Origin of the sequence: Providencia sp. 2023EL-00965, from assembly GCF_033550225.1 — a bacterium.
GTDB lineage: Bacteria > Pseudomonadota > Gammaproteobacteria > Enterobacterales > Enterobacteriaceae > Providencia > Providencia manganoxydans.
In genome coordinates this window covers 50436-73289 of sequence record NZ_JAWUEH010000010.1, presented here as the reverse complement: position 1 = coordinate 73289, position 22854 = coordinate 50436, and the positions used below count along the sequence as shown (strand labels likewise).

Annotated in this window: 17 protein-coding genes; 9 read left to right on the top strand and 8 right to left on the bottom strand. The window is 40.0% G+C overall.

The genetic code is table 11. The features are described from left to right. Positions 1-7: 7 nt before the first annotated feature. The 4 genes from SC428_RS13490 (at position 8) to SC428_RS13475 (ending at position 5398) form a co-directional block, all read left to right on the top strand. Positions 8-1117: an efflux RND transporter periplasmic adaptor subunit gene (locus SC428_RS13490; protein ID WP_070925720.1), complete on the top strand. Its 1110-nt coding sequence runs from the start codon at positions 8-10 to the stop codon at positions 1115-1117. 9 nt (positions 1118-1126) lie between these two features. Further along, positions 1127-4231 carry a MexW/MexI family multidrug efflux RND transporter permease subunit gene (locus SC428_RS13485; protein ID WP_318708049.1) on the top strand — a complete coding sequence of 1035 codons (3105 nt, stop codon included), beginning with the start codon at positions 1127-1129 and terminating at the stop codon, positions 4229-4231. After that, positions 4228-4404, top strand: a complete 177-nt coding sequence (locus SC428_RS13480; RefSeq protein ID WP_175442468.1) for a hypothetical protein — start codon at positions 4228-4230, stop codon at positions 4402-4404. The genes SC428_RS13485 and SC428_RS13480 overlap by 4 nt, the downstream gene beginning before the upstream one ends. A gap of 295 nt (positions 4405-4699) precedes the next feature. Then, positions 4700-5398 carry a hypothetical protein gene (locus SC428_RS13475; RefSeq protein WP_140178819.1) on the top strand — a complete coding sequence of 233 codons (699 nt, stop codon included), beginning with the start codon at positions 4700-4702 and terminating at the stop codon, positions 5396-5398. Between the two features lie 12 nt (positions 5399-5410). On the opposite strand, the gene SC428_RS13470 is transcribed toward SC428_RS13475, so the two are convergent. From SC428_RS13470 to SC428_RS13435, 8 genes are all read right to left on the bottom strand, one after another. Further along, positions 5411-6103 (bottom strand): RES family NAD+ phosphorylase, encoded by a 693-nt coding sequence (locus tag SC428_RS13470; RefSeq protein ID WP_318708043.1) that lies wholly within the window; start codon positions 6101-6103, stop codon positions 5411-5413. A gap of 612 nt (positions 6104-6715) precedes the next feature. Further along, positions 6716-8365: a lipid IV(A) 4-amino-4-deoxy-L-arabinosyltransferase gene (arnT, locus tag SC428_RS13465; RefSeq protein ID WP_318708041.1), complete on the bottom strand. Its 1650-nt coding sequence runs from the start codon at positions 8363-8365 to the stop codon at positions 6716-6718. Between the two features lie 431 nt (positions 8366-8796). Continuing rightward, positions 8797-10071, bottom strand: a complete 1275-nt coding sequence (locus SC428_RS13460) for a bifunctional O-acetylhomoserine aminocarboxypropyltransferase/cysteine synthase (protein ID WP_070925730.1) — start codon at positions 10069-10071, stop codon at positions 8797-8799. Positions 10072-10367: 296 nt separating this feature from the next. Then, positions 10368-11606: an aromatic amino acid transport family protein gene (locus SC428_RS13455; RefSeq protein WP_070925732.1), complete on the bottom strand. Its 1239-nt coding sequence runs from the start codon at positions 11604-11606 to the stop codon at positions 10368-10370. Between the two features lie 410 nt (positions 11607-12016). Next, on the bottom strand, positions 12017-13375 hold the full coding sequence (dcuC, locus tag SC428_RS13450; protein ID WP_070925734.1) for an anaerobic C4-dicarboxylate transporter DcuC: 1359 nt from the start codon (positions 13373-13375) through the stop codon (positions 12017-12019). Between the two features lie 226 nt (positions 13376-13601). Continuing rightward, positions 13602-14993 (bottom strand): carbohydrate porin, encoded by a 1392-nt coding sequence (locus tag SC428_RS13445; RefSeq protein ID WP_318708037.1) that lies wholly within the window; start codon positions 14991-14993, stop codon positions 13602-13604. A 207-nt stretch (positions 14994-15200) separates the two neighbouring features. Further along, on the bottom strand, positions 15201-15656 hold the full coding sequence (locus SC428_RS13440) for a regulatory protein RecX (RefSeq protein ID WP_283126285.1): 456 nt from the start codon (positions 15654-15656) through the stop codon (positions 15201-15203). Positions 15657-15735: 79 nt separating this feature from the next. Beyond that, entirely contained in the window at positions 15736-17196 is a 1461-nt protein-coding gene (locus SC428_RS13435; RefSeq protein ID WP_070925741.1) for a DUF4026 domain-containing protein, read from the bottom strand. 355 nt (positions 17197-17551) lie between these two features. On the opposite strand from SC428_RS13435, the gene SC428_RS13430 reads away from it, so the two are divergent. From SC428_RS13430 to SC428_RS13410, 5 genes are all read left to right on the top strand, one after another. Beyond that, positions 17552-17734, top strand: a complete 183-nt coding sequence (locus SC428_RS13430; protein WP_140178807.1) for a hypothetical protein — start codon at positions 17552-17554, stop codon at positions 17732-17734. 209 nt (positions 17735-17943) lie between these two features. After that, positions 17944-18939: a porin family protein gene (locus SC428_RS13425; protein WP_140178805.1), complete on the top strand. Its 996-nt coding sequence runs from the start codon at positions 17944-17946 to the stop codon at positions 18937-18939. Further along, positions 18939-20084 carry a BamA/TamA family outer membrane protein gene (locus SC428_RS13420; protein ID WP_318708028.1) on the top strand — a complete coding sequence of 382 codons (1146 nt, stop codon included), beginning with the start codon at positions 18939-18941 and terminating at the stop codon, positions 20082-20084. Before SC428_RS13425 ends, SC428_RS13420 begins: the two co-directional genes overlap by 1 nt. Next, positions 20084-21229: a DUF4056 domain-containing protein gene (locus tag SC428_RS13415; RefSeq protein ID WP_140178801.1), complete on the top strand. Its 1146-nt coding sequence runs from the start codon at positions 20084-20086 to the stop codon at positions 21227-21229. Before SC428_RS13420 ends, SC428_RS13415 begins: the two co-directional genes overlap by 1 nt. Before the next feature lie 474 nt (positions 21230-21703). Next, complete coding sequence (locus tag SC428_RS13410; RefSeq protein WP_140178799.1) at positions 21704-22510, top strand: protein bax; 807 nt, start codon at positions 21704-21706, stop codon at positions 22508-22510. Positions 22511-22854: the final 344 nt, after the last annotated feature.

Genomic DNA, 22854 nt, shown 5'->3' with positions numbered 1-22854 from the left:
ACTAATAATGAATAAAACCACCATTATCACATTAGGTGCGCTGATCATCGCTGCTGGAGGAGGTATAGCTGTTTATACTTCTTATGCACAGGATGGTGAAAAACAACAAGCTGCATATCAATATCCGCCAGTAAAAGTCGCCTTAGCACCTGTTACTCAAGACAGTGCGCCGCGTACATTTTATGGTGTAGGTGAGCTAGAAGCAGGCAGCCAAGTCTTTGTTGCCGCAGAAACTAGCGGACGTATCACCAAAATTGATTTTGAATCTGGGCAGCAAGTCAAAAAAGGCCAATTGTTAGTCCAACTTAATGATGCTGTTGAACAAGCTGATTTAGCGCGTTATCAAGCACAGTTGCGCAATGCTGCACGTCTCTATAATCGAACTCAAACGTTAGCGGCTAAAAATTTAGTTGCGCAAGCACAAGTTGATAGCACTCTAGCAGAACGTGATATTGCCCAAGGGCTGATCCGTCAGACTCAAGCGTTGATTGCGCAAAAAGCCATTCGAGCCCCTTTTGATGGCACTATAGGTATTCGTCAAGTACATGAAGGACAATACCTGAGTCCCGGTGAGGCAATTGCCAGCTTAGTTGATACTAAGACATTGAAACTCAATTTTTCCCTTGATGAACAAGCGTCTCCCGAATTGCATATCGGGCAAATTGTTGATATTCATGTTGACGCCTACCCAGAAAAAACCTTTCCAGCACGCATCAGTGCTATCGATCCTCTCGTCGGTAAGTCGCGCACCATACAATTGCAAGCCACCCTTGAAAATAGTGATGGAGCGTTAAAAGCAGGTATGTATGCCAATGTTAATGTGGTACGCCAAGCTGCCAGCCAAGTACTGACAATACCTGAAACCGCCGTCACCTATACCGCTTATGGCGATACGGTATTCGTGGTAGAAGGCAATAACGATGCAATGACCGTCAAACAAGTGTCAGTGAAAACAGGTCAGCGTTGGAATGGAAAAATTGAGATTGAACAAGGCTTGAAGGCGGAAGATAAGGTCGTTACCTCTGGACAATTGCGCCTTAATAATGGCTCCGCAATTACCCCAGTCGCACAAGATACGTTAACTGAAACACCGGTTAATCCTCATCAAGGCTCCTAAGGAGGCGCAATGAAATTTACAGATATTTTTGTTCGCCGCCCTGTGTTAGCACTGGTAGTGAGTTCTCTCATCGTACTGATGGGGCTATTTGCCTTAAGTAAGCTGCCTATTCGCCAGTATCCACAACTGGAAAGCTCCACGATTACTATCACAACCCAATACCCCGGCGCATCAGCCAATCTTATGCAGGGTTTTGTGACTCAACCTATTGCGCAAGCTGTTTCATCGGTTGAAGGCGTGGATTATTTATCGTCATCATCGGTACAAGGTAGTAGCTTAGTCACCGTAAGAATGGAGCTCAATCGTGATTCAACCCAAGCACTTGCGCAAGTCATGGCAAAGGTTAATCAGGTACGCTACAAGTTACCAAAAGAAGCTTATGATCCTGTTATTGAACTCTCTTCCGGCGAATCAACGGCTGTCGCTTATATTGGGTTTTCCAGTACCACACTGTCTATCCCTGCATTAACCGATTATTTATCTCGTGTTGTTGAACCTATGTATTCATCCATAGATGGGGTTGCAAAAGTTCAAGTATTCGGTGGACAGCAACTCGCGATGCGCTTGTGGTTAGATGCCGATAAATTAGCAGGCAGAGGCCTATCAGCGGCAGATGTCGCTCAAGCCGTAAGACAAAATAACTACCAAGCCGCCCCAGGTAAGGTGAAAGGCGAATATGTTATTTCTAACGTCTATGTGAATACTGATCTCACCAATGTGGCCGAATTCCAAGACCTCGTGATCCGTAATGATGGTAACGGGTTGGTTCGTTTACGTGATGTAGGAACAATTGAATTGGGAGCCGCATCCACTGAAACGAGTGGTTTGATGAATGGTGAACCGGCTATTTATTTAGGCTTATTTGCAACACCAACAGGAAACCCGTTAGTGATTGTTGACGGCATGAAACAGTTAATGCCAGATATTATCAAAACTCTGCCACCTAACGTGAAAGTTGAGATGGCATTTGAGACGTCGCGCTTTATCAAAGCTTCTATCGATCAGGTCTTTCACACCCTTATCGAAGCATTACTCATTGTTATCGCAGTTATTTATCTATGCCTAGGTTCCATCCGCAGTGTGATTATTCCTATATTGGCTATCCCATTATCCATGCTAGGTGCTGCCGCCTTGATGATGGTATTTGGCTTCAGTATCAATCTACTCACTTTGCTCGCCATGGTATTAGCGATTGGCTTAGTTGTGGATGATGCGATTGTGGTGGTTGAGAACGTGCACCGTCATATTGAAGAGGGAAAATCCCCCGTACTCGCTGCATTAATTGGCGCTAGGGAAGTTGCAGGCCCCGTTATTGCCATGACGATTACTTTAGCGGCTGTTTATGCGCCTATTGGTCTGATGTCTGGCTTAACAGGCGCTTTATTTAAAGAATTCGCTTTAACCTTAGCCGGTTCGGTTATCGTTTCTGGTGTTGTTGCTTTAACATTATCACCAGTAATGAGTTCATTTATGTTGAATTCAAAACAGAATGAAGGCCGCATGGCGCACATGGCTGAACGATTTTTTAATTTCCTTGCGCACTACTATACAAAAGGGTTGAATTTTTCACTGAAGCATCGCTGGATCACGGGTATTGTCGCGATTATCGTGTTTGTTAGCTTGCCAGTATTATACCAATCAGCGCCCCGTGAACTCGCCCCAGTTGAAGATCAATCCGCCGTTTTAACTGCGATCAAATCACCACAACATGCCAATCTTGAGTATGTTGAACGTTTTTCTCGCAAGCTGCACGACGTAATGATGGAGTTACCTGAAACGGAAAGTACTTGGATCATTAATGGTACTGATGGTATTTCAGCCAGTTTTGGGGGAACTAACTTAACCTCATGGGAAGAACGTGAGCGGCCTGCCTCAGCCATACAATCTGACTTGCAGGGGAAGGTCGGGGATGTTGAAGGTAATAGCATTTTTGTTTTCCAATTACCTGCTCTACCTGGCTCTACAGGTGGTTTACCGATACAGATGGTACTTAGGAGCCCACAAGGTTATCCAGTACTGTATAAAACAATGGAAGAAATAAAGCAGCAAGCGCGTGAAAGTGGCTTATTTATGGTGGTTGATAGTGACCTCGATTACAACAACCCTGTGGTTGAAGTCAAAATTAACCGTTCCAAAGCGAATAGCCTTGGAATTAGTATGCAAGATATTGGTGAATCGCTGACATTGCTGGTTGGGGAAAATTACATTAACCGCTTTGGTATGGATGGACGCTCTTATGACGTGATCCCACAAAGTGTACGTAGCCAACGCCTCACACCTGATGCGCTCTCTCGCCACTATGTTAAAGCCCAAGATGGCAGCATGATCCCGCTCTCAACAGTCGTTGATATCAATACGCAAATTGAGCCCAATAAATTGACGCAATTTAATCAACAAAATGCGGCTATTTTCCAAGCTATCCCCGCTCCGGGAGTCACTTTAGGTCAAGCAGTCGCTTATTTAGATGATATCGCCAATGAATTACCAGCAGGCTTCAGTCACGACTGGCAATCAGATTCGCGCCAATATAAACAAGAAGGAAACACCCTCGCCTTTGCGTTTATGGCGGCGCTGATCATCATTTATCTGGTTCTTGCTGCACAGTACGAAAGCTTAGTGGATCCCTTAATTATTTTGATCACAGTCCCGCTTTCAATTTGTGGTGCACTGATCCCACTCGCATTTGGCTACGCCACACTCAATATCTATACCCAAATAGGGTTAGTGACACTGATCGGATTGATCAGTAAGCACGGTATTTTAATGGTGGAGTTTGCGAATGAATTACAAGCACATGAAGGTCTTGATAGACGCCAAGCTATTCTAAAAGCGGCGCAAATTCGTTTACGACCGATCTTAATGACCACCGCAGCCATGGTGATTGGCTTAGTTCCACTACTATTTGCAACAGGTGCTGGTGCCAATAGCCGTTTTGGATTAGGTCTAGTAATTGTAACAGGTATGTTAGTCGGCACACTATTCACACTGTTTGTTCTACCTACGATTTATTCCCTATTGGCACGTAACCACAGCGCGACTGCATTAACACCTAGACGCTATGAACTTGCTGAAGCAGATCGTCTATTGAAAGAAGATGAGGAGAAGGCATTATGAATCATCGCATAACAGATCGTCATTCAAAAAATAACCGATCCACTAATGATGTCCCTATCAGTAACATGAACAATAGCTTCGCGATGCTAATGATTTACCATGGCGTTACCGATAGCATAGTCAAACCTGAAGCGGAGAGTAGCGTACCTCAATCATATAAAATGAGGAAATAACTCGCCAAAATAGCCGTTTTAATCAACCAGTATGGTAAGCACTATTTTAGCCGACAAAGCACTCGATGATTAAAACTGATCAGCCAAGTCTGAAGCCTCAATTACACGAAAACAAGCACTAAGTATGATTGAGCTTCAGACTCCATAAGTAAGCATGTCTACAAAACCCAACAATTCGAACATACAAAGTAGAAACTTAGAGACAGCCCTACAAAAACTCAGCTGAGGAAAACTTGAACAACTTTTCGATTTTCATACTATATTATAATAGTATGAAAATCGAAAAGGAGGTTTTATGACTACTGCAATTAAGAAAGAAAAGATTGCTACTCGCTCCTCCGATAAGCATCTAAAGCTTTCAATCAATAATGAAGGGTCGAAAGTCACCCGGTTAAAAAACATTTTTAATGATATGCTGGATGTTGCTAGTTCCAGTGAGGTTGTTTTAAAAAATAATAATCTGTCACAAACTGATGATGATTACGCTATAAATGCAATCATTGAGCTGATCCGTCATAAATACGAAAATTCACCATCCAAAGAGAAACAACGTCTATTAAGACGAGCTAAAAGTAAATCGATGTTTTTAGCTAGACTCAATCAAGATGGCGGCTACTTAAGTTCAGCAGAAACAGCTGAATCATTAGGTATCACAAAAACGACTGTTAGGAATTGGAAAGAGCAAGGGAATTTATTCGCAATTAAGCTTGATAATGAGTTCGTTTACCCAATTTTTCAATTTACAGATGAAGAGCACATTTCCAATAAAGGTGTGCTTAAAGGGCTTCCTGAGTTACTCAAACTGATTAATACATTTAGTGACCGGATGCAGTACTCTTTTTTTATGGAAAAAAGGCATGTAGAGCTCAATGGCTTTAAGCCAACTAAAGAAAGTTATACTGTCATTGATGTGCTAAAAACAAATCCAAACTCAGAAGTCATGGAAGAGCTTTATCGCCTAGCGAGATTACATGGATCTCAAGATCCAGCCTAGTACACCTTAAAATTAATCTTCTTCAACCGATACACCTAACTCAAAAACAAGGATGTCCGCTGCTTCTTTACCATTACTGAAGTCCCAATCAGTAAGCTTAGATTGTTGAGATGTTTTCACCATCCCTTTACCTGAAGGATCACCGTGCCATAAAACAAAGCATGGCTCAGTGGTTACATTCGATGGATATTCCATTCCATCAAAGCCCGCATGATGTACGACACGAGCGAGATATTGGGTATCTTGTCGTACAGATGTTGTCAGGTCATGAAGAGTTAGACTTGTTTTACGTATCAAATCAGAGCTCCGTAATATAGTCAGATCTCTTTCTGTTGTTACAATCCCCATATAATAACCATCAAGATCAGATTCAATTAGGCTCTTATTTTGAAAAACTTCTTTCATCGCTGTTTCAGGGGATGTTGCTAGGTACATAGCCCCAGTTTTTCCATCAACCAAATTAAAACGACAATCAGAACCAGCTTGGTTAAAAAAGACATTACTACCACCATGACTCTCAGATTGAAGTGGGTAATAATCTGAATCAGCTGGTAATGTATGACTACATTCTTTCAGCGTCTCAGGAGCAATTTGCTTAATTTTAGCAACCACTGCTGAATCAGACTTTTGCGAGCTAGCACTCTTAGATTTATTGGCGGTTTTATTTTGTTGCTTCTGGCGGTTTCCCCCTAATTTTGATGTCATAATCAATTATTCCTTTTATTCTTAAATTAAATATATTTAGCATAAGATGGTTCTCTCATTGCTGATAAGTTTAAATACACTGTGCTTGCCCAGAGTATTGTATGGTTGCAATTTCATACTAAATTGCGGCCTATATCATAGCTAAATTTGGCTAAATATTAATGTGATATAAAAAATTTAATTTAAAAAATTAGCGATGTATTCATATTTTGTCGCCACGAATAAAACCCACAAAATAAGACTGACATTTAATGATTGAATGTCATTATTTTTGCTTAAATTATTATCCCTAAATCAAATAAAATACTATTGAAATAATATTAGGCTTATAATTTTATATTTAATATGAGGTTAGAAAACCAACGGAATAGAAAAATGAAAGCAACGTTGTTTATAGAAAATTCAATTTAGACGATCAAAAATCACCACAAAATCTTACTCTATACCATCCGAGAATAGGATTTATGGCTATCCTGTGACTGTAAAAAGCTTTGCGAATAAAGCTAGAAAAATGCTTGCGAGAAATTGCTCATCAATGGTAACACATTCATTCAACATGATGTGGATACTCAATATCGATGAGCAATTCCCTATCACTCCCAGCCGATTAAGCTATTTACGGCCTTCATAAAGGGCAAACACTAAATTACCTTCATGAATAATCGTAGGGTTTCCGGGTAAAGCAGACAAAATATTATCTTGAGAGCCTTCAACAACCACGGCGACATCTTGATAATTATGCTGTTCTAGCAACGTTGGTAACTGATCTAAACGATAGAAACGATTTGCCGCATCAGGGTATTTTATTCCATAAGCTAACTCGCCCGTTTGGTGCAGCATCGTAATATCGCTACGCTTTAACACCCAAGCAAGTGCTGTTCCTAGCCCTACATTGTTGGTCAGCAAATAAGTTTTATCGGACAGCTGGGGACGATACTTTTCAATCAATTTTTGTGGGGTGTTATTACTTTCTACCTTAGCAGGAAGCACATGACCCACGACAAGACTCACAGCCAAAGTACAAGCGGCTGCCACTGACCAAAAACGACGGCGATAGGAAACAATACCAATCACGCCCCAAAACAAAAATGCGCCAGCAGCAAGCAATCTTTTATTCTCTTCATCTACTGCATACACATTTAATTGAGAAAAATGAGGTGCAAAAAACAGTGCAGTGGCGACAACTAAACCAATAATGATATTAATTATCGCATTGAAGCGGATCGCCGCAACTTGCGTTTGTTGTAGAATTTTATCGATATAGGCTGCCATTAAAACGGCTAACGGCGCAAGACATGGCAAGATATAAGTTAACAGCTTACCTTTTGTAATACTGAAAAAGAGAAAAGGGATGATAAACCACATCAAGAAATAGATATGCAGACCTTTTTCTTTAACACTATTAATCAATGAAGCGACTAGATAACCTAACCATGGTAGTACAGCCGCAATCAGTATAGGAATATAAAACCAGAAAGGTGAGCGGTTTTGCGCATTATCCGACATAAAGCGTTGAACATGTTCCACCCAGAAAAAATAATTCCAATAATCAGGCTCGCGACCTGCAATCACAAGCGCCCACGGCAGACAAACCACAAACATAGTGAAAAGAGAGACAAAAGAAAAAAAGAAAATCTCTTTAAATTGCTTGTAGTAAATTGAACTCACCAAGATCACTAAGCTAGGGATGACTAATACTAAGAAACCTTTAGTCATTAAACCGAGTCCACCAGCCACTCCTAACAGAATAAAGGCCAGTAGTTTTTGCGAAAAAACTCGTGTGGTCAGCCCCCATTGATAAAAGAAAATCGACATAGTAATAAATGCCGTCAATATTGGGTCAAGCACATTGTAAGTACCAATGGTTAGTACCATCAGCATAGAGAGGTAAATTAAAACAGCATTAAAGGCAAGATCGGCTTTTTTCCAAGCCATCTTTGCCGATAGATAGACAAATACCCCACTGGTGAGGGTACTAAACACCACCCCAAGTCTCACTGAGACATTATTTTCACCAAACAGCATTTGGAAAAATGCATTTACCCAATAGCCAAAAATAGGTTTTTCAAAATAACGAATATCAAGAAGCTCAGGTACACTCCAATTGTAGCTTAAAATCAACTCACGACTGATTTCTGCATAGCGTAGCTCATCTGGTTGCCAGAGAAGCCGTCCATTGAGGGGAATAAAATAAGTTAGTAATACAAACCCAAATAACAGGCACCACTTAAGGTAGGCAATTTTATTATTTGCCATATTCATTTTTTCTCAACCATTCTTGTAATAAATATTTAATAATTAGATATAGGCCTAAATACGATTTTCGAGTAAAAGCGTGACATGTCACGCGATAACCATTTAGCATTAATATGGCTTAACTCACTATTATCAATAGTGCGAGTAAACCTCACATAAACAAAGAAATAATTAAATTATGATTCTTAAACAATCAATAAATAAAGATAAAATAGAGAGTTAGCAAGGCTCTACTGCTCTCGCTAATTTAAGACTGGAGCCTAAGAGAATAGTTCAACGTTTAAAATAAAATAGATCAAACAATCAAAATATGATTATCAATCATTTCTCTTTTGCAAATTCACCAAGCGAATAGTCAGCTGGGTTATATTAAAATTTCTAATAAAAAGCAGCTATTGAGCATGAAAATTTCCCAATAGCTGCCAGTATTAAAAATATTATTTCGCTGCGCTTAAAGCTTGCTCTAAATCTGCCAAAATATCATCGATATGTTCAATACCTATCGAAAGACGGATCATATCGCGAGAAACCCCCGCCTTCGCGAGCTCCTCATCATTGAGCTGTCGATGCGTGGTTGAAGCTGGGTGGCATGCAAGTGACTTTGCATCACCAATATTCACTAATCTTACAATCAGTTTTAGCCCATCAATAAAACGAGCACCTGCTTCTTGCCCGCCTTTAATACCGAATGACATGATCCCCGCAGGTTTACCCTGCATATATTTCTGCGCTAGTGCATGTTCAGGATGACTTGGTAGCCCTGCATATTTAACCCAAGCAACCTGAGGGTGTTTTTCCAAATACTGAGCCACTTTTTGGGCATTTTCAGTATGACGTTCCATGCGCAAAGCAAGCGTTTCAAGCCCTTGTAAGATCAAGAACGCGTTAAAGGGTGATAATGCTGCACCAGTACCGCGTAATGGAGCAACACGACAGCGTGCAATAAAGGCTGCTGCCCCAAAATGTTCTGTATAACTGACACCGTGGTAAGCGATATCAGGTTCAATTAGCAATGAGAAACGCTCTGCATGTTCCGTCCAAGGAAATTTTCCAGAATCCACAACCATACCGCCAATTGATGTACCATGACCGCCTATATACTTTGTTAATGAGTGCACTACAATATCTGCACCATGCTCAAATGGGCGGCACAGATAAGGTGTTGCAACTGTATTATCGACAATTAAAGGGACACCATGACGATGCGCTATTTCAGCTAATGCCGCGATATCAACAATGAAACCTGCTGGGTTAGTAATAGATTCACAAAAAACCGCTTTGGTTTTATCATCAATTAATGCTTCTAGCGCGGCCAGATCATCATGCTCAGCAAAACGTGTTTCAATACCAAAACGAGGCAATGCGTGCGCCATCAAGTTATAGGTTCCGCCATATAATTTAGCGACCGAAACAATGTTATCCCCTGCCTGAGCAATGGTTTGAATTGCATAAGTGATCGCCGCCATACCAGATGCCACGGCGAGCCCTGCAACTCCCCCTTCTAAAGCTGCAACGCGTTGTTCTAAAACATCGTTAGTTGGGTTCATGATCCGAGAGTAAATATTGCCAGCAACTTTCAAATCAAATAAATCAGCGCCATGTTGGGTATCATCAAATGCATAAGACGTTGTTTGATAAATAGGGACTGCCACTGCTTTTGTGGTTGGATCGGGTGAGTAGCCTGCGTGAATCGATAATGTTTCTAACTTCATTTGTTATCCTTATTATACTGCCGCTAATTTATCGCAATTCCCACTTTATGGGACTCCATGATTAACGACTATTTTGTTATATAAATAGATATTACCTAACACTTTTCAGCAGACAACCCATCATCACTTGAAATTATTTCATACAGGTTAATATCTTAGTGATCAGCCATCACACGGCATGAACACGAGGTTATTCACTATTTTTAACGTTATTTCTTATAACGTTAAACCATAAAAAAAAGCTCACCATAAAACTAAAGTGAGCTTTTTCTATCAATGTATCGGTTAACGATAGCTTATTGTAACGCGCCGTATATCACTGAAGTAATAGAGGCCAATCCACAAATAAAGGTGAAAATTCGAGCCGCGATTGAAGTGCTATACTTTTTCATTGCAGGTACGATTTGCATTGATACAACAGGCAAAATAAATAAGATGGCAGCGATCATTGGGGCTCCCATCGTTTCGATCATCCCTAAAATGCTTGGGTTTTTGATAGTCACTAACCATGTTGTTAATACAATAAAAAGCATTGAAGCTGTTTCAATTTTCTTAATAGAAAAAGAAGAACGTGATTTAATTAAACCAACTAAACCTTCATGTGCCCCTAGGAAGTGGCCAAAGTAACTTGAAACAATCGCCGCGAACGCCACAATTGGCCCTAAGTAAGAGAGGATTGGTGATGGATTGATATTGGCAATATGCGATAACACGCTAATGTTCTCTTTTTTCGCGACTTCTAACTCGGTAGGATTTAAAGATAACACGACAGAAAAAACGAAAAACATGACAAAACCGGTTAGCATTAGCGCTGCGCCCCCGGTGATCATATCCGTTTTAACTACCGCTTTATCGCCAAACTGTAAGCGTTGGTCTTTGGTAAATTGGCTGATGATCGGGCTATGGTTAAATGAGAATACAATCAATGGGATAGCCATCCATACTACGACTGGCATCGCGCTCCAATCAGGAGCGACTTCTAACATTGATGTGTTCCACTCAGGGATCAAATACAGTGACAGCGCAAGTAAAATAAATACCAACGGATAAACCATCATTGAAGTGACACGTAGCATTAAATCACGGCCAAATAGCACTCCGGCAGTCATCGCGCCAATCAGCACACCAGAAAGTAACCAACGCGGGAGCGGCTCCATACCAATCTGATTCACTAAAAACGAGTCGACGGTATTCGTGATACCAACACCATAGATTAAGACGATTGGGTAAATGGCAAAGAAATATGCAAATGTAATGATATTTGCGCCAACTTTACCAAAATGCTCTTCTACCGTGTCAGTAATGTCTGCATGAGGATTTTTAGCGGATAAAACAAAACGTGCCAATCCTTTATGAGCAAGCCAAATCATTGGCGTTGCAATGATCGCAAGAATAACTAACGGCCAAAAGCCACCAGCACCTGCTTTAATCGGTAAAAAAAGTACTCCAGCTCCAACCGCTGTACCAAATAGGGATAAAACCCACGTAAAATCTTTATAAGTCCATTTATTAACTGGTTTGTCTGTCGCGTTCATAAAATTATCATTAATTGTTCATATAAAAAAGATGTGCGGATTTTGCATCAATTGATATCAAGTACCTAGCTTATTTTTGTGGTTTTGTCTGGCTTTTTGGCACAGATCGCAAAAAAAGCGCTTAATAATGAGAAATGAAATTAATGGTGAAATAAAAGACCGTAATTTGTTTAAACAAACCACACTTAAAATTAACAAATTTTTGATTAATAGCGTTATTAACTATTGGTATTTAAATAAGAAATGGCTGAGAGTTCACCTTCTCAGCCATTTTTAATGATATTCTAAATAAGTCGAGATGCAGGTAGGCGACAAACGAAGATAGTCGAACTACATAGGTAAACGATGTAATTCGACTAAATAAGTGTAATCAACACCACTGCACCTTGATGTATGGCGAGTCTATCTAATTAAAGATATACAGGAACCAATATTTCAGTCGCAACGATCACCACAACTAAACCGACAAGAACGGGTATTGATGTCCGCTTCACGACTTCAAACGGTGAAATTTTCGCCATCCCCGATACCGCAACCACGACACCAGACACCGGCGATAATGTGCGACCTAAATTAGAGGCTTGCAGCATTGGGATCACTAAATAAGCAGGGTTTACCCCCATTTGTTTCGCTAAATGAGGGATCAACTCAACAAATGCATAGAAAGGTGCATTACCCGAACCTGTTGTCATTGCGGCTAACATCGTAATAATCACCAATGCAATCATCATTACAATTGCCCCTGAACCAAAAGATTGAGCAAGATCGATCAGACCTTTAATAAAGCCAATAGTGCTTAAACCTTGAGCAAACACACCCGCAGCAACTAATAGCATTACCACGCTGGCAAAAGCATCAGCCATACCTTTATAGCAAGCATCTAGCCCCGAATAGACATGCTTGGCACTAAAGCTACGTATGAATTCAATGATCGCAGCCATAATGATACAACCAACAATAATCGTAACAATATGCAGCTCAGGCGCCCATTTACCATCAAAAATCAGGACACCAATAATGGGGGTAAACGGTAAAATAGCATAAAAACTTGGTGCATGAGTTTTGATTTCGTTCACATCAAGCATTTCTGTTTTAACGTTTTCTTTTCTATCAAGGAAACGTTGCCAAAAGAAATGCGCAATAGACATCGCAACAATCGCTGCAATTGAGATAGGTAACGTGGTTTTAAAAGCAAAATCAATCAGGGGCATCTCAGCAGCTTTTGCAGCTAAAATCACATCGCCAGATGTTGGCGCTAAGATGATAGCAGCAGGAGAAGCACAGATTGCTGCCGCAGCACCACGACTGATCCCAACATTCACCATCACAGGGAATAGTGTCGCCATTAACAACACCCCTAGTCCTGTTGCTGAAGAAACCGCTAATGACATCAAACACGCCACAATATAAGCCGCAACCATCAGCAAATAAGGTGAGTTGATCATTTTTAGCGGTTTCGAAGCAATTTTAACCACCACATCATTGGCACCAATGTGAGTCATATAAGAAGCAAACCCACATAACACCATGATCATCATTCCTAGATCGCCACCACGGCTCATCAATAGGAATTTAATATATTCCAGAATATCGGTAACGCGCCAACCTGTTGCTTTCACCGATTCGGGTAAAATGCTTTTACCCATTATGGCCGTAATGATTAAGAGTAAAATACCCCCTGTCATTAACACACCCGTTGCTGAGTAGCCTTTGATAATATAGCGCCCAACGCCTATCGCAACGATGACGCCGATTAAAAGCTCAATCATGTATTTCTCCTGCCTGTCTCATATTTTAATTTTATCTCACCGTACTCTGCACAAATGATAAGCAAAATTTACTGACGCGGATCATATCCGTAGCGGATAGTTATGATAAAAAATTTGCTGATCATTATATCGAATGGCTAATAATTTTTTGCAGGAAGGAATATAGAGGCTATCTCTCCAAATTTGTAGCATTTTCTGAAGAGAAAGCCCCCTAACAACTTAACAGTTAAAACTCATATTTGAAACGAACGCGAAACCCATAACGTTCATCATCCGATTTATCAATTAATTCTGCTTTTGCAGTATAAATTGTTGAATAATAAGCACCTAAATAAATCTTATAATTATCAAGGTATAAGATTTTAGGAATTTCATAAGAAGCATAGATGGTATGGAGATCATATTTTCCCGGTACCCCATTGAGTATCGAGTCATCATCTAACACATATTGATATTTATTAGGGTTAAAATCTTTAATGTTATTATGAGCATAAATATAACCTAAAACAAAACGACGCCATTTAGCATACCCACCTACTGAAAAATCCGTTTCAGCATCCGCATCCATATAAGCCATATTAAGCGCCGTTTTTATGCCACTCATATTATCCTTGGCTATAGAATCCCAAACCATACTTAGCCCATAACCATTACGCTTTGACAGATCCTTCCATTGGCCATCAATAGTCGTGCCATAGGCGTTATCCATCACTTGGCTTTCCATTGCTAACGCAATTTTAAATGGCTTTGGCTGCCAAACCGCAACAGGTCGGATATAAAGGGAGTTTTTACGATTATCAAGATCATAACCATGGTAGCGCTCGTCACCAAATAATGCGGTACCATCTTCAACTAGCGCATTAATCTCAAAATACCAATCATCGATAGTTTTCGACAGTTGAATGCTACCTCCATCATCCGAACGCCCACGACCTTCCTTCATCATATACACATACCCGTAACCATCGGTGTATAAGCTGTTCGATGTGTTTCCTGAGTAGGAAATAAAGATATCTTGCTCAAGAGGAAACATACTGTAGCCTTCATAACGTCCAACTTTGATTTTCCAGTTATCCTTATTGCCAAAGTAAAAGAAAGCATCATCTAGCCCCATACCACCGTCAGCTTCAGCTAACGGCTCAGCTTTGAAACCAGCCATATTGCCATTAGCAAGGTAGTGCTTGCCCTCAAAGCCGAGCAAGATCCGCCCATTAATATCCCAGTTATCGTTTTTACCGCCACTCGCACTTTTACTGACTGCTGTACGTATCGAAGTAATTTGCCCTTTACGGCTCGAACCATCCATATTCAATTCAATATCGCCATACATATTGAGCTCACCGTTTTGAGCGTTATATTTGACATTAGATTTTTCAGGCTCTTTTTTGGGCACCTTTTGCGGTTGATTTGATGAAACTTGTTCTTGCACTACCATCATTTGTTCTAACTTGCTGGCTCTATTTTCAGCCTTTACTGCTCGAGAGACTGCTTCTGCCATCTGAGCCTCAAGTGCTTTAATACGCGATTCCATCGCAGCTAAATCGACATTTGCCATAGCAGTAATGGGCAATAATGCCCAAAAAACGAGTTTTAATTTATATAACGAGCTTATTTTCATGATCATTCCTAGTTGAGGTGACATTGTTTTTATCGCCCAAACCAGTTTGATGAAATGAACTACAAGTTTTATTTTTTATTATGCAAGCAATACTTCACCTTGAACAGGTCAATTAGCGGCAAAGTCGTCGAATTTTAGCAGGTATTAATGGCGGATTTATGAATAAAAAACGGTCTAATGATAACGCATTATAGAGATAAGCACTCGCTAACGAAACTGCTCGAAAATCATATCGCCAGAGAAGCCACGATATTGTAAGTAACGAATTTGTTTACTTTTTTCTTTAAAATCACTAGGGGCTTCATCACCAAATTTTTTACAGCGTACTTGTCGCGCAAGCTCAAACCAATCAACATCAAGGTTTGCAAATTGCAAATCAATTAAAGAAGATGTGAAACCTTTTTGCTTTAGTTCTTGCTTAATTCTCAATGGTCCATAGCCTTTACGAATATACCCCTGTAAGTGCAGTTTAATGACTCGGACATCGTCAAGAAAATGTTGTTCATTTAAGCGAGCAATCACTCTTTCAATCAACGTTTCATCAATAATACCTTCATTTTTTTCATACATACGGCGTTTCATACGGGCGTGTAACTCTACCGTTCCATAATCACGGCGTGACAGCATAAATAATGCGTATTGATATAATTCCGATTCATTCATTAGCGAGCTCTATCATTAAAAATGGGCATTGTTATGCCCATTTTATCTATTCTCTTTAGTTAAGTAAGAAACAAATAACTTAGTGCACCTGTGCACCCGACAGTAATTTATAAATAGTATCCGGTGTGTAACTACCGTCTTGGTAATAAATAGTCCAATCCGTAATATCATCACGGGTCAATGGATAGATATTCCCTTCTTGCATCGTTTGAACATAGAAAGGATGGTTAATCAAACGACCTTCAAATTGATCACCATTCCAAGATGTTGGCTCAAACCACATATGTTCATGACCATCATAATCTTCTTCGTCATTATGATAACCAATACCGCATTTTACTAAGAAACGCCATTCAGATTCTTCTTCAGTAGGCTTACTCAGTAATTTAGAAAGAAACCCTTTTTTCTGTGCCGCTGGTTTAGGGCCATAGTTATCTAACATGTGAGTAAAGTATTGCCAACGCAATTGAGCTTTACGAGACATATCGGCGGTTTCTTCGTCGGTACGCATAAACATCATCGCATTTTGATCTTCAAAGCCTTTGAAAAAACTTTCCAATACTGGCTCTTCTTGCGTCACACGGAATAACATCACCGATGGGTGCTGATGTGATTCATCACGATCATGCCAATCCCCCATAAAGCGCTGTGAATTTTCATCACCAAATTGATAATTCATCTCTTCAAGCGGTTTTAAATCATCGATAGGCGTTGATTGCCCAACGTGCTTTAACCCCTCTTCAAATGGCAATGCAACTAAATACTCATAACCACTCTCAGTTTGGCCGATAAAAATAGGTTCATTAAATACAATTTTGCCATGAGTGATACTGTTATTCACAAAGCTCCAAAACAACTCAGGAATACCATAATAAGAAGCAATGGGATGAGGAATGATAATTTCCGCTTCAGATAAGCCACAGCGCGCCAAACCATGTGTATGGAACCAATACATCGTTGGGCTACGTTCAGCGTCATCTGGCTGTTCATCGCTATCATCTTGATCATAGATTGCATGCACGACATACAATGAATCAATACTTGGCATTAAATCATCAATTAGTTGGAAGTTTAGCCACTCACGAGTAAAAACTTTTCCTGCGGCAGATAAATCCAAACCTAACAATAAGTCAGGTACTAATATTTGGATCATTCTCAATTGCTGCAAATAGCTAACGAGTGGCTGCTCTTGAAAGATACATTCAACAATCACCGCTTGTGGTGCTGCACTTGCCTCCGCATACAATTCAGGGCTGATAGGATCCGTTGCAAAATACGGATTAATCACATATTCAGGGTCACTATGGACAAGAGAGATATAGAAACGCAGTTCTTCATCACCTCGTTTACAAGAAAAGAAAAAATCGCCTTCGCCTTCAGGTAAGTAATCGATTTCACCATCAGTAAAATATTGTTGCTCTTCTAAACGCTGTTCGAGGAGAGATAACGTTAATTCAGAAGCAGGAATAGCCACCATCATGGAGGCTTCTTTTTCACCTTGACCAGCAGCAATATCAAGATATTGTTGTTTATTATTCATTATACAAATCCATAATTTATAGCCTGTTCAAAGAATAGCAGCTTAAATTACCGATTTGTATTGTGAATAATCTTAACGACATCATATCGTGACATTAGACCAACCATTGCAGAATTGTCATTATACTCGCCATACTTCAAGTTATCGTGCCATCACCTATATCAACCCGCACCAACCCTCGTGCTTTCTATACTCTCCGCTATCCATTCACGTTCGGTCTAACTGCATTTCGAATGATTTAGAGTATATGCGGCAACCGTTTATTCTACTTTTCAATGAATCAACACTCAGGCACAATACCCTTAACTCAACTGTCCAGTCATGGACATTTCTTTTATAAGCATGGGTTTATACAATGACAGAACTCACAAAAGAGCAAAAAAAATACGTTGACCAGCTCGCGATGGAACGTGTTTATGACATGAATAATGATGATGTGTTAGTTAATGCACTAGAAAAAAAAGTTCACCAAATGGAAGATCATTTAAAGGCCTATTTCCACGAACGTGTACACTTTCATCAAAACAATCCAAAATAGTCTCTTCACTTTCAAAGTAAACTCAAAATAAAACCGATATCGCTTAGGTTATCGGTTTTTTCATGTCTTCAGCACGCATTACTTAATCTAGCTCAAGCTTTATTAAAACAAAGCATTTAACGCCATTTATCAATTCTCTCAATATGCTAATCTTAAATACATCTTTTATTGATGTATTTCTTCTGTCTATTTCAATGTCGAGCTTATCTATGACACGCATTCAACTTAGCAAAGCGTTGCTACTCTCTTGCTGTTTTTCAATTCCGTTCAGCTTTGCTGATAATGATCGCCCACTTTTTTCAGTCACCATGAGTGAATCCGGTGTTCCCAAAAATAATAATGAAGGTGGTATAACTCGTTCATCATCAAGCGAATCCCGTATATTGCCTATTTGGGGCGATGAAGCACGTGCGCGCGGCTATGATATCCCTGAGCCATTTGGGGTTAGTTATGGCTATATGAATTTACGGCAAGATATTGTGGTGGATAAAATCGGCTTTATTATGCCTAAAAATCCTGAAACTGCCTCCGCATTAAGTATTGAGGCAGGTCACACACGGGAAAAAAGTGAAACTCATACATTAAAAATAGATTCTTGGGTATTCCCATTTTTAAATGTATATGGCCTATACGGTCATACCAAGGGAACTTCTCACACTCAATTAAAAGGTGGTACTTTTGATCTCGGCTTCGCAAAATTACCCTTAGACTTTTTGAAAGACCAACCATTCGATCTTGATTTTAAGGGAAAAACTTATGGTGGTGGTTTCACACTTGCCGGTGGGTATAAGCAAGTCTTTACGACTTTAGATCTCAACTACACCTATACTGATTTAGATATTTTAGACGGTAATATTAAAGCTCTCGTGATATCCCCTCGTATTGGGTATGAATTCGTATTTGATCCGATGTTCAGTGGACAAGGTAATACCAAAGTCCAAGTATGGACAGGGGCAATGTATCAAGATATTACTCAACACTTCCGCGGTGACGTAAATAAATTAGACCTCCCCCCCGCCTTCAAAGGTTTCGTTAATGCACTCGATGATCCTGGAATGAAATTCGACGTCAAACAACACCTAGCCCATAAATGGAATAATACTGTAGGTGCGCGCGTTGAATTAACTCGTAATTTTAATGTGCTAACTGAAATCGGTTTTAATAACCGTAATAGCTTCTATATCTCAGGTGAGTTCCGTTTTTAATGTTGCAGCTATACCATTTACAAAGGCTGGCATTGCTCAGCCTTTTTATTACTCTGCCAACACAAGCCGAATTATTACCTGATCGGCAAAAGATAGATACTTGGTTAAATCAGCTTGGTGGCTCGAATAGTTTTGACGAAAGCAAGACGATTGATTGGGGTTTACTGCCCGGCCCTTTTTATACGCCAGAAATGGGCATTGGAGTTGGTACTGCATTAGTAGGTTTATATCGTATCGATAAAAGCGACAAAATAACTCAACCCTCATCAATTGGATTAAGTGGCTTTGCTTCATCCACGGGAGCATTTGGTGTAAATTTCACCAACTATAATTTTATTGACCATGACCAGTGGCGATTATTCGTTTCAGGCACCCTTAATAACATTCCAACCTATTATTGGGGAAAAGGTTACGCTGCGGGTAAAAATGACCATAATAAAGAAAAATACCATTCTCAAGAATTCCAAATAACACCTCGCGCCCTATATCGCCTGACCGATGCCACCTATATTGGACTAGGCTGGAATTTCTCATCGATTAACGCAAGTGATCCCGATGAAGGTGCTAAACGTTACTTTCAGCAAGCAGAAGGGGGACGCTCGGTCATTAACTCAGGTATCAGTGCTTATTTTAGCTATGATACTCGCGACTTTTTACCAAATGCGCATCATGGGCAAACTTTCGAAACGATTTATACTTATTTTTCCCCTAATTTAGGCAGCGATACACGTTTTCAAAGCACACAACTGCAATACGCTTATTATCATGAGCTTACTGAGAAAACGGTTGTGGCACTAGATAACTATGCGCGATTTACTACCGGTGATGTCCCATGGAGTCAACTTTCTTTATTAGGTAATAGCAATCGCATGCGTGGCTACTATGAAGGCCGTTATCGCGATAACAATATTTTTACGACTCAATTAGAACTGAGACACAAACTTGATTGGCGACATGGCATTGTGGGCTGGGTAGGCACAGGAACAATGAGTGATACCCCATCCGAATTAGGCGAAGGGCACTGGTTGCCAAGTATTGGCGCTGGGTATCGGTTTGAATTTAAGCCTAGAATGAACGTGCGTCTCGATTTTGGTGTTGGTCGTAACAGTACGGGTTTTTATTTCCAAGTAGGGGAAGCTTTTTAATGCTAAAACCGTTAGCCATAATAATATTTGCTCTCGTGTTGAGTGCATGTCAAAGCAATCCAGTCGCTCATTTACCTTCGGTATCGCCTCAATTAAGCAGTGATAGCCACGAATCCGCCTCTCAAGTATGGCCTGTTATTGAAACTTTAAATCCACCACAGGGTTTAAGGGCATGCTGTGCTTTCGGTTATGATTTACAAGCGCAATTATGGGGTTTACCTGTCCCTTTCTATACTATCGATAATATCGTTGAAGCCGATAAACTGGGTGAACACCATTATAACGATAGTTTTTTAGGCGCAACCGCAGCGTTAATGGGAATGAGCAATGAAAAAATTGGGCTTTTATACACAAATAAAAGTGGTTTTATTGATATTTCCCATGTCCGTGATACCGCTGACTATACCCTGTACTTATTTAGCCAAATCTATCCGCGGTTAGGTGAAAGTTGGACATTAAAATTAAGCGATGAGCTCGCCAGTAGGCAAATCGTTTTTATGGCTTTCGAACCTCCCACTAGCCCTGAACAACGCTACACGCTAAGTGCTTACTTAGCCGCAAAATTAGCTTTTCAGCTTGCCGTATGGCATGAAATAGCACAGTGGTACGGATATCAGTCGGTTCCCGGTTTTTCTGAAGGAATATCGGCCTTTTCCCCAGAAGATCTGTATTCCAATTTATTAGGGGCGCGTTTAGCACTGACGCTGATCATACAAGGACGAGCTCAATCACTCCCCATGTTTTCTCAATCAATGGAAGGGATTTTACCGCAAGCCTTACATCAGCTCGGCGCAAATGATAAACAACACACTCGCACTATGTTTGACCGTGTGGATGGGCTATGGTGGAACAGCTATCGACGAGTCCCTGAAAAATTCCTCGTGCTCACTCGAGACTACCAAACAAGTGACGATCGCTATCCATTAATGCCATCTCAAATTGTACCAGTAGAAGGTTTGCGTTTAAGTTTACCTGCCTCTTATCAACATTATCATTTGCAACAACTCGCACAATTGAGGCTCTTGCCAACATCAAATATGGCTCGACTACCGATACCGCAGGATTTTTGGAGCGAGGTCGATTTCACGACCTTATCTGAAAAAGCGCAAGAACAAGATCAACAACAGCAACGAGTACCGTTTTGAGACAAAAATGACACGCTTCTTGATAATGTTTCACAATGAAACTTTTGAGCATTTTTCACCCTGACGCTCTAGATGAGTAGCTCATTTTTTAATCATTAAAAAAGCTCATTTTTGTATCTTCAGCCTCCGACAAAAGTCTGAATTTTCAAATTTGAGCAAAAAACAAGCGATCGATCGCTTAATAAATAGACAAAATACCCTTATAATAACCAAGTGAACTGTATAAATAACAATCAAATTTAACTTAAGTTAACTCAATTTACTCGCATAAGCGTTAGAGAGATTAATTAATTCAATGCGGAAACAAAGCAAATAAAAATAAATTCCATTTAATAACAATAGATTAAAAATAATCAAAAATACAAACAAAACAATACAGTAATTTAGTTAAAGCCAGCCTGATAAAAGTAGCTCCCTAAAAATTATTCTGCTACTATTCGCTCGATTTTTGTTCAGAGAAATTAGGAGAAGCAAATGCCCTCTCGAACGATGAGGACAAAGGCCGTCTTCGCTTTCTTACTGTTATTTTTATTTTCGGGTTTGAGTTTCGGCTCAACTAGCACCAGTACCTTACTCAAGAAAGAGTATTCTCACAAGGCCGTGCAGAGCTCAAATCAGGCTCAAACATCTCTGCCTGATTTGCGAAAATACCCGTCCGGTACACCACGTAAGAAAGCGTTTTTGAAAACGGTTGTTCCTGTGATTGAAAAGGTCAATCAAGAAATAATGGCAGAGCGTAAATGGTTACTCTCTGTACGCGCTAATAAAAAATGGAGCGCTCAAGAGTTACGTCGCCTAGCACAAATTTGCAGTAGCTATGGCATGACCTGTACCACCCCAAATCGTATTAATTGGGATAAGTTGTTGAGCCGTGTTGATATTATGCCAACACATTTAGTCGCTACACAGGCTGCCACTGAATCAGGTTGGGGAACTTCACAACTCGCTCAACAAAATGGCAATCTGTTTGGGATGAGATGTGGCAGCGGCTGCCGAATCAAGCAAGGAAAAGTGAAAGGCTATTCAGCTTACGATTCTGTAGAAGAAACTGTATCAGCCTATATGAAAAACATGAATACCCATAATGCTTACGAGTCATTACGTTCGTCTAGAGCAAAACAAAGATTATCAAAGGATGAGTTAGATACATCAAAACTTATCAGAGATATGAAAGGGTACTCACAGTTAGGTTCTACGTATAACCGTTATTTGCAAGAGATGTACACGAGCAACGAAGAATTGATCACACAAGCTCAGAAAACGGCATCTAATCGAATTTAATTGATATCATCAGGTATAAGCTTTGGCTAAAAATCCACTTCTAATTGAAGTGGATTTGAGGTTGCTGACGAAGCGGGATAAAAGCGTGGTTTTTCCCGCTCCGTGTTATCAGCCGAAAATCAATGAATTGATTTTCCTTGTTTATTTCAAAACCCCTAACGACTGCTGCCAAACATGATATGTTTGTCAACAGTCTAAAATCCACTTCTAATTGAAGTGGATTTTTTTATTAGCGCATATAAACAAAATTTATCCCTAATCCATCCCCGCTTTATTGCAAAATCAATTTTTTCTTATTGCAACTACGTTGATTATTAATATGATGTGAACATTCATCTATACTC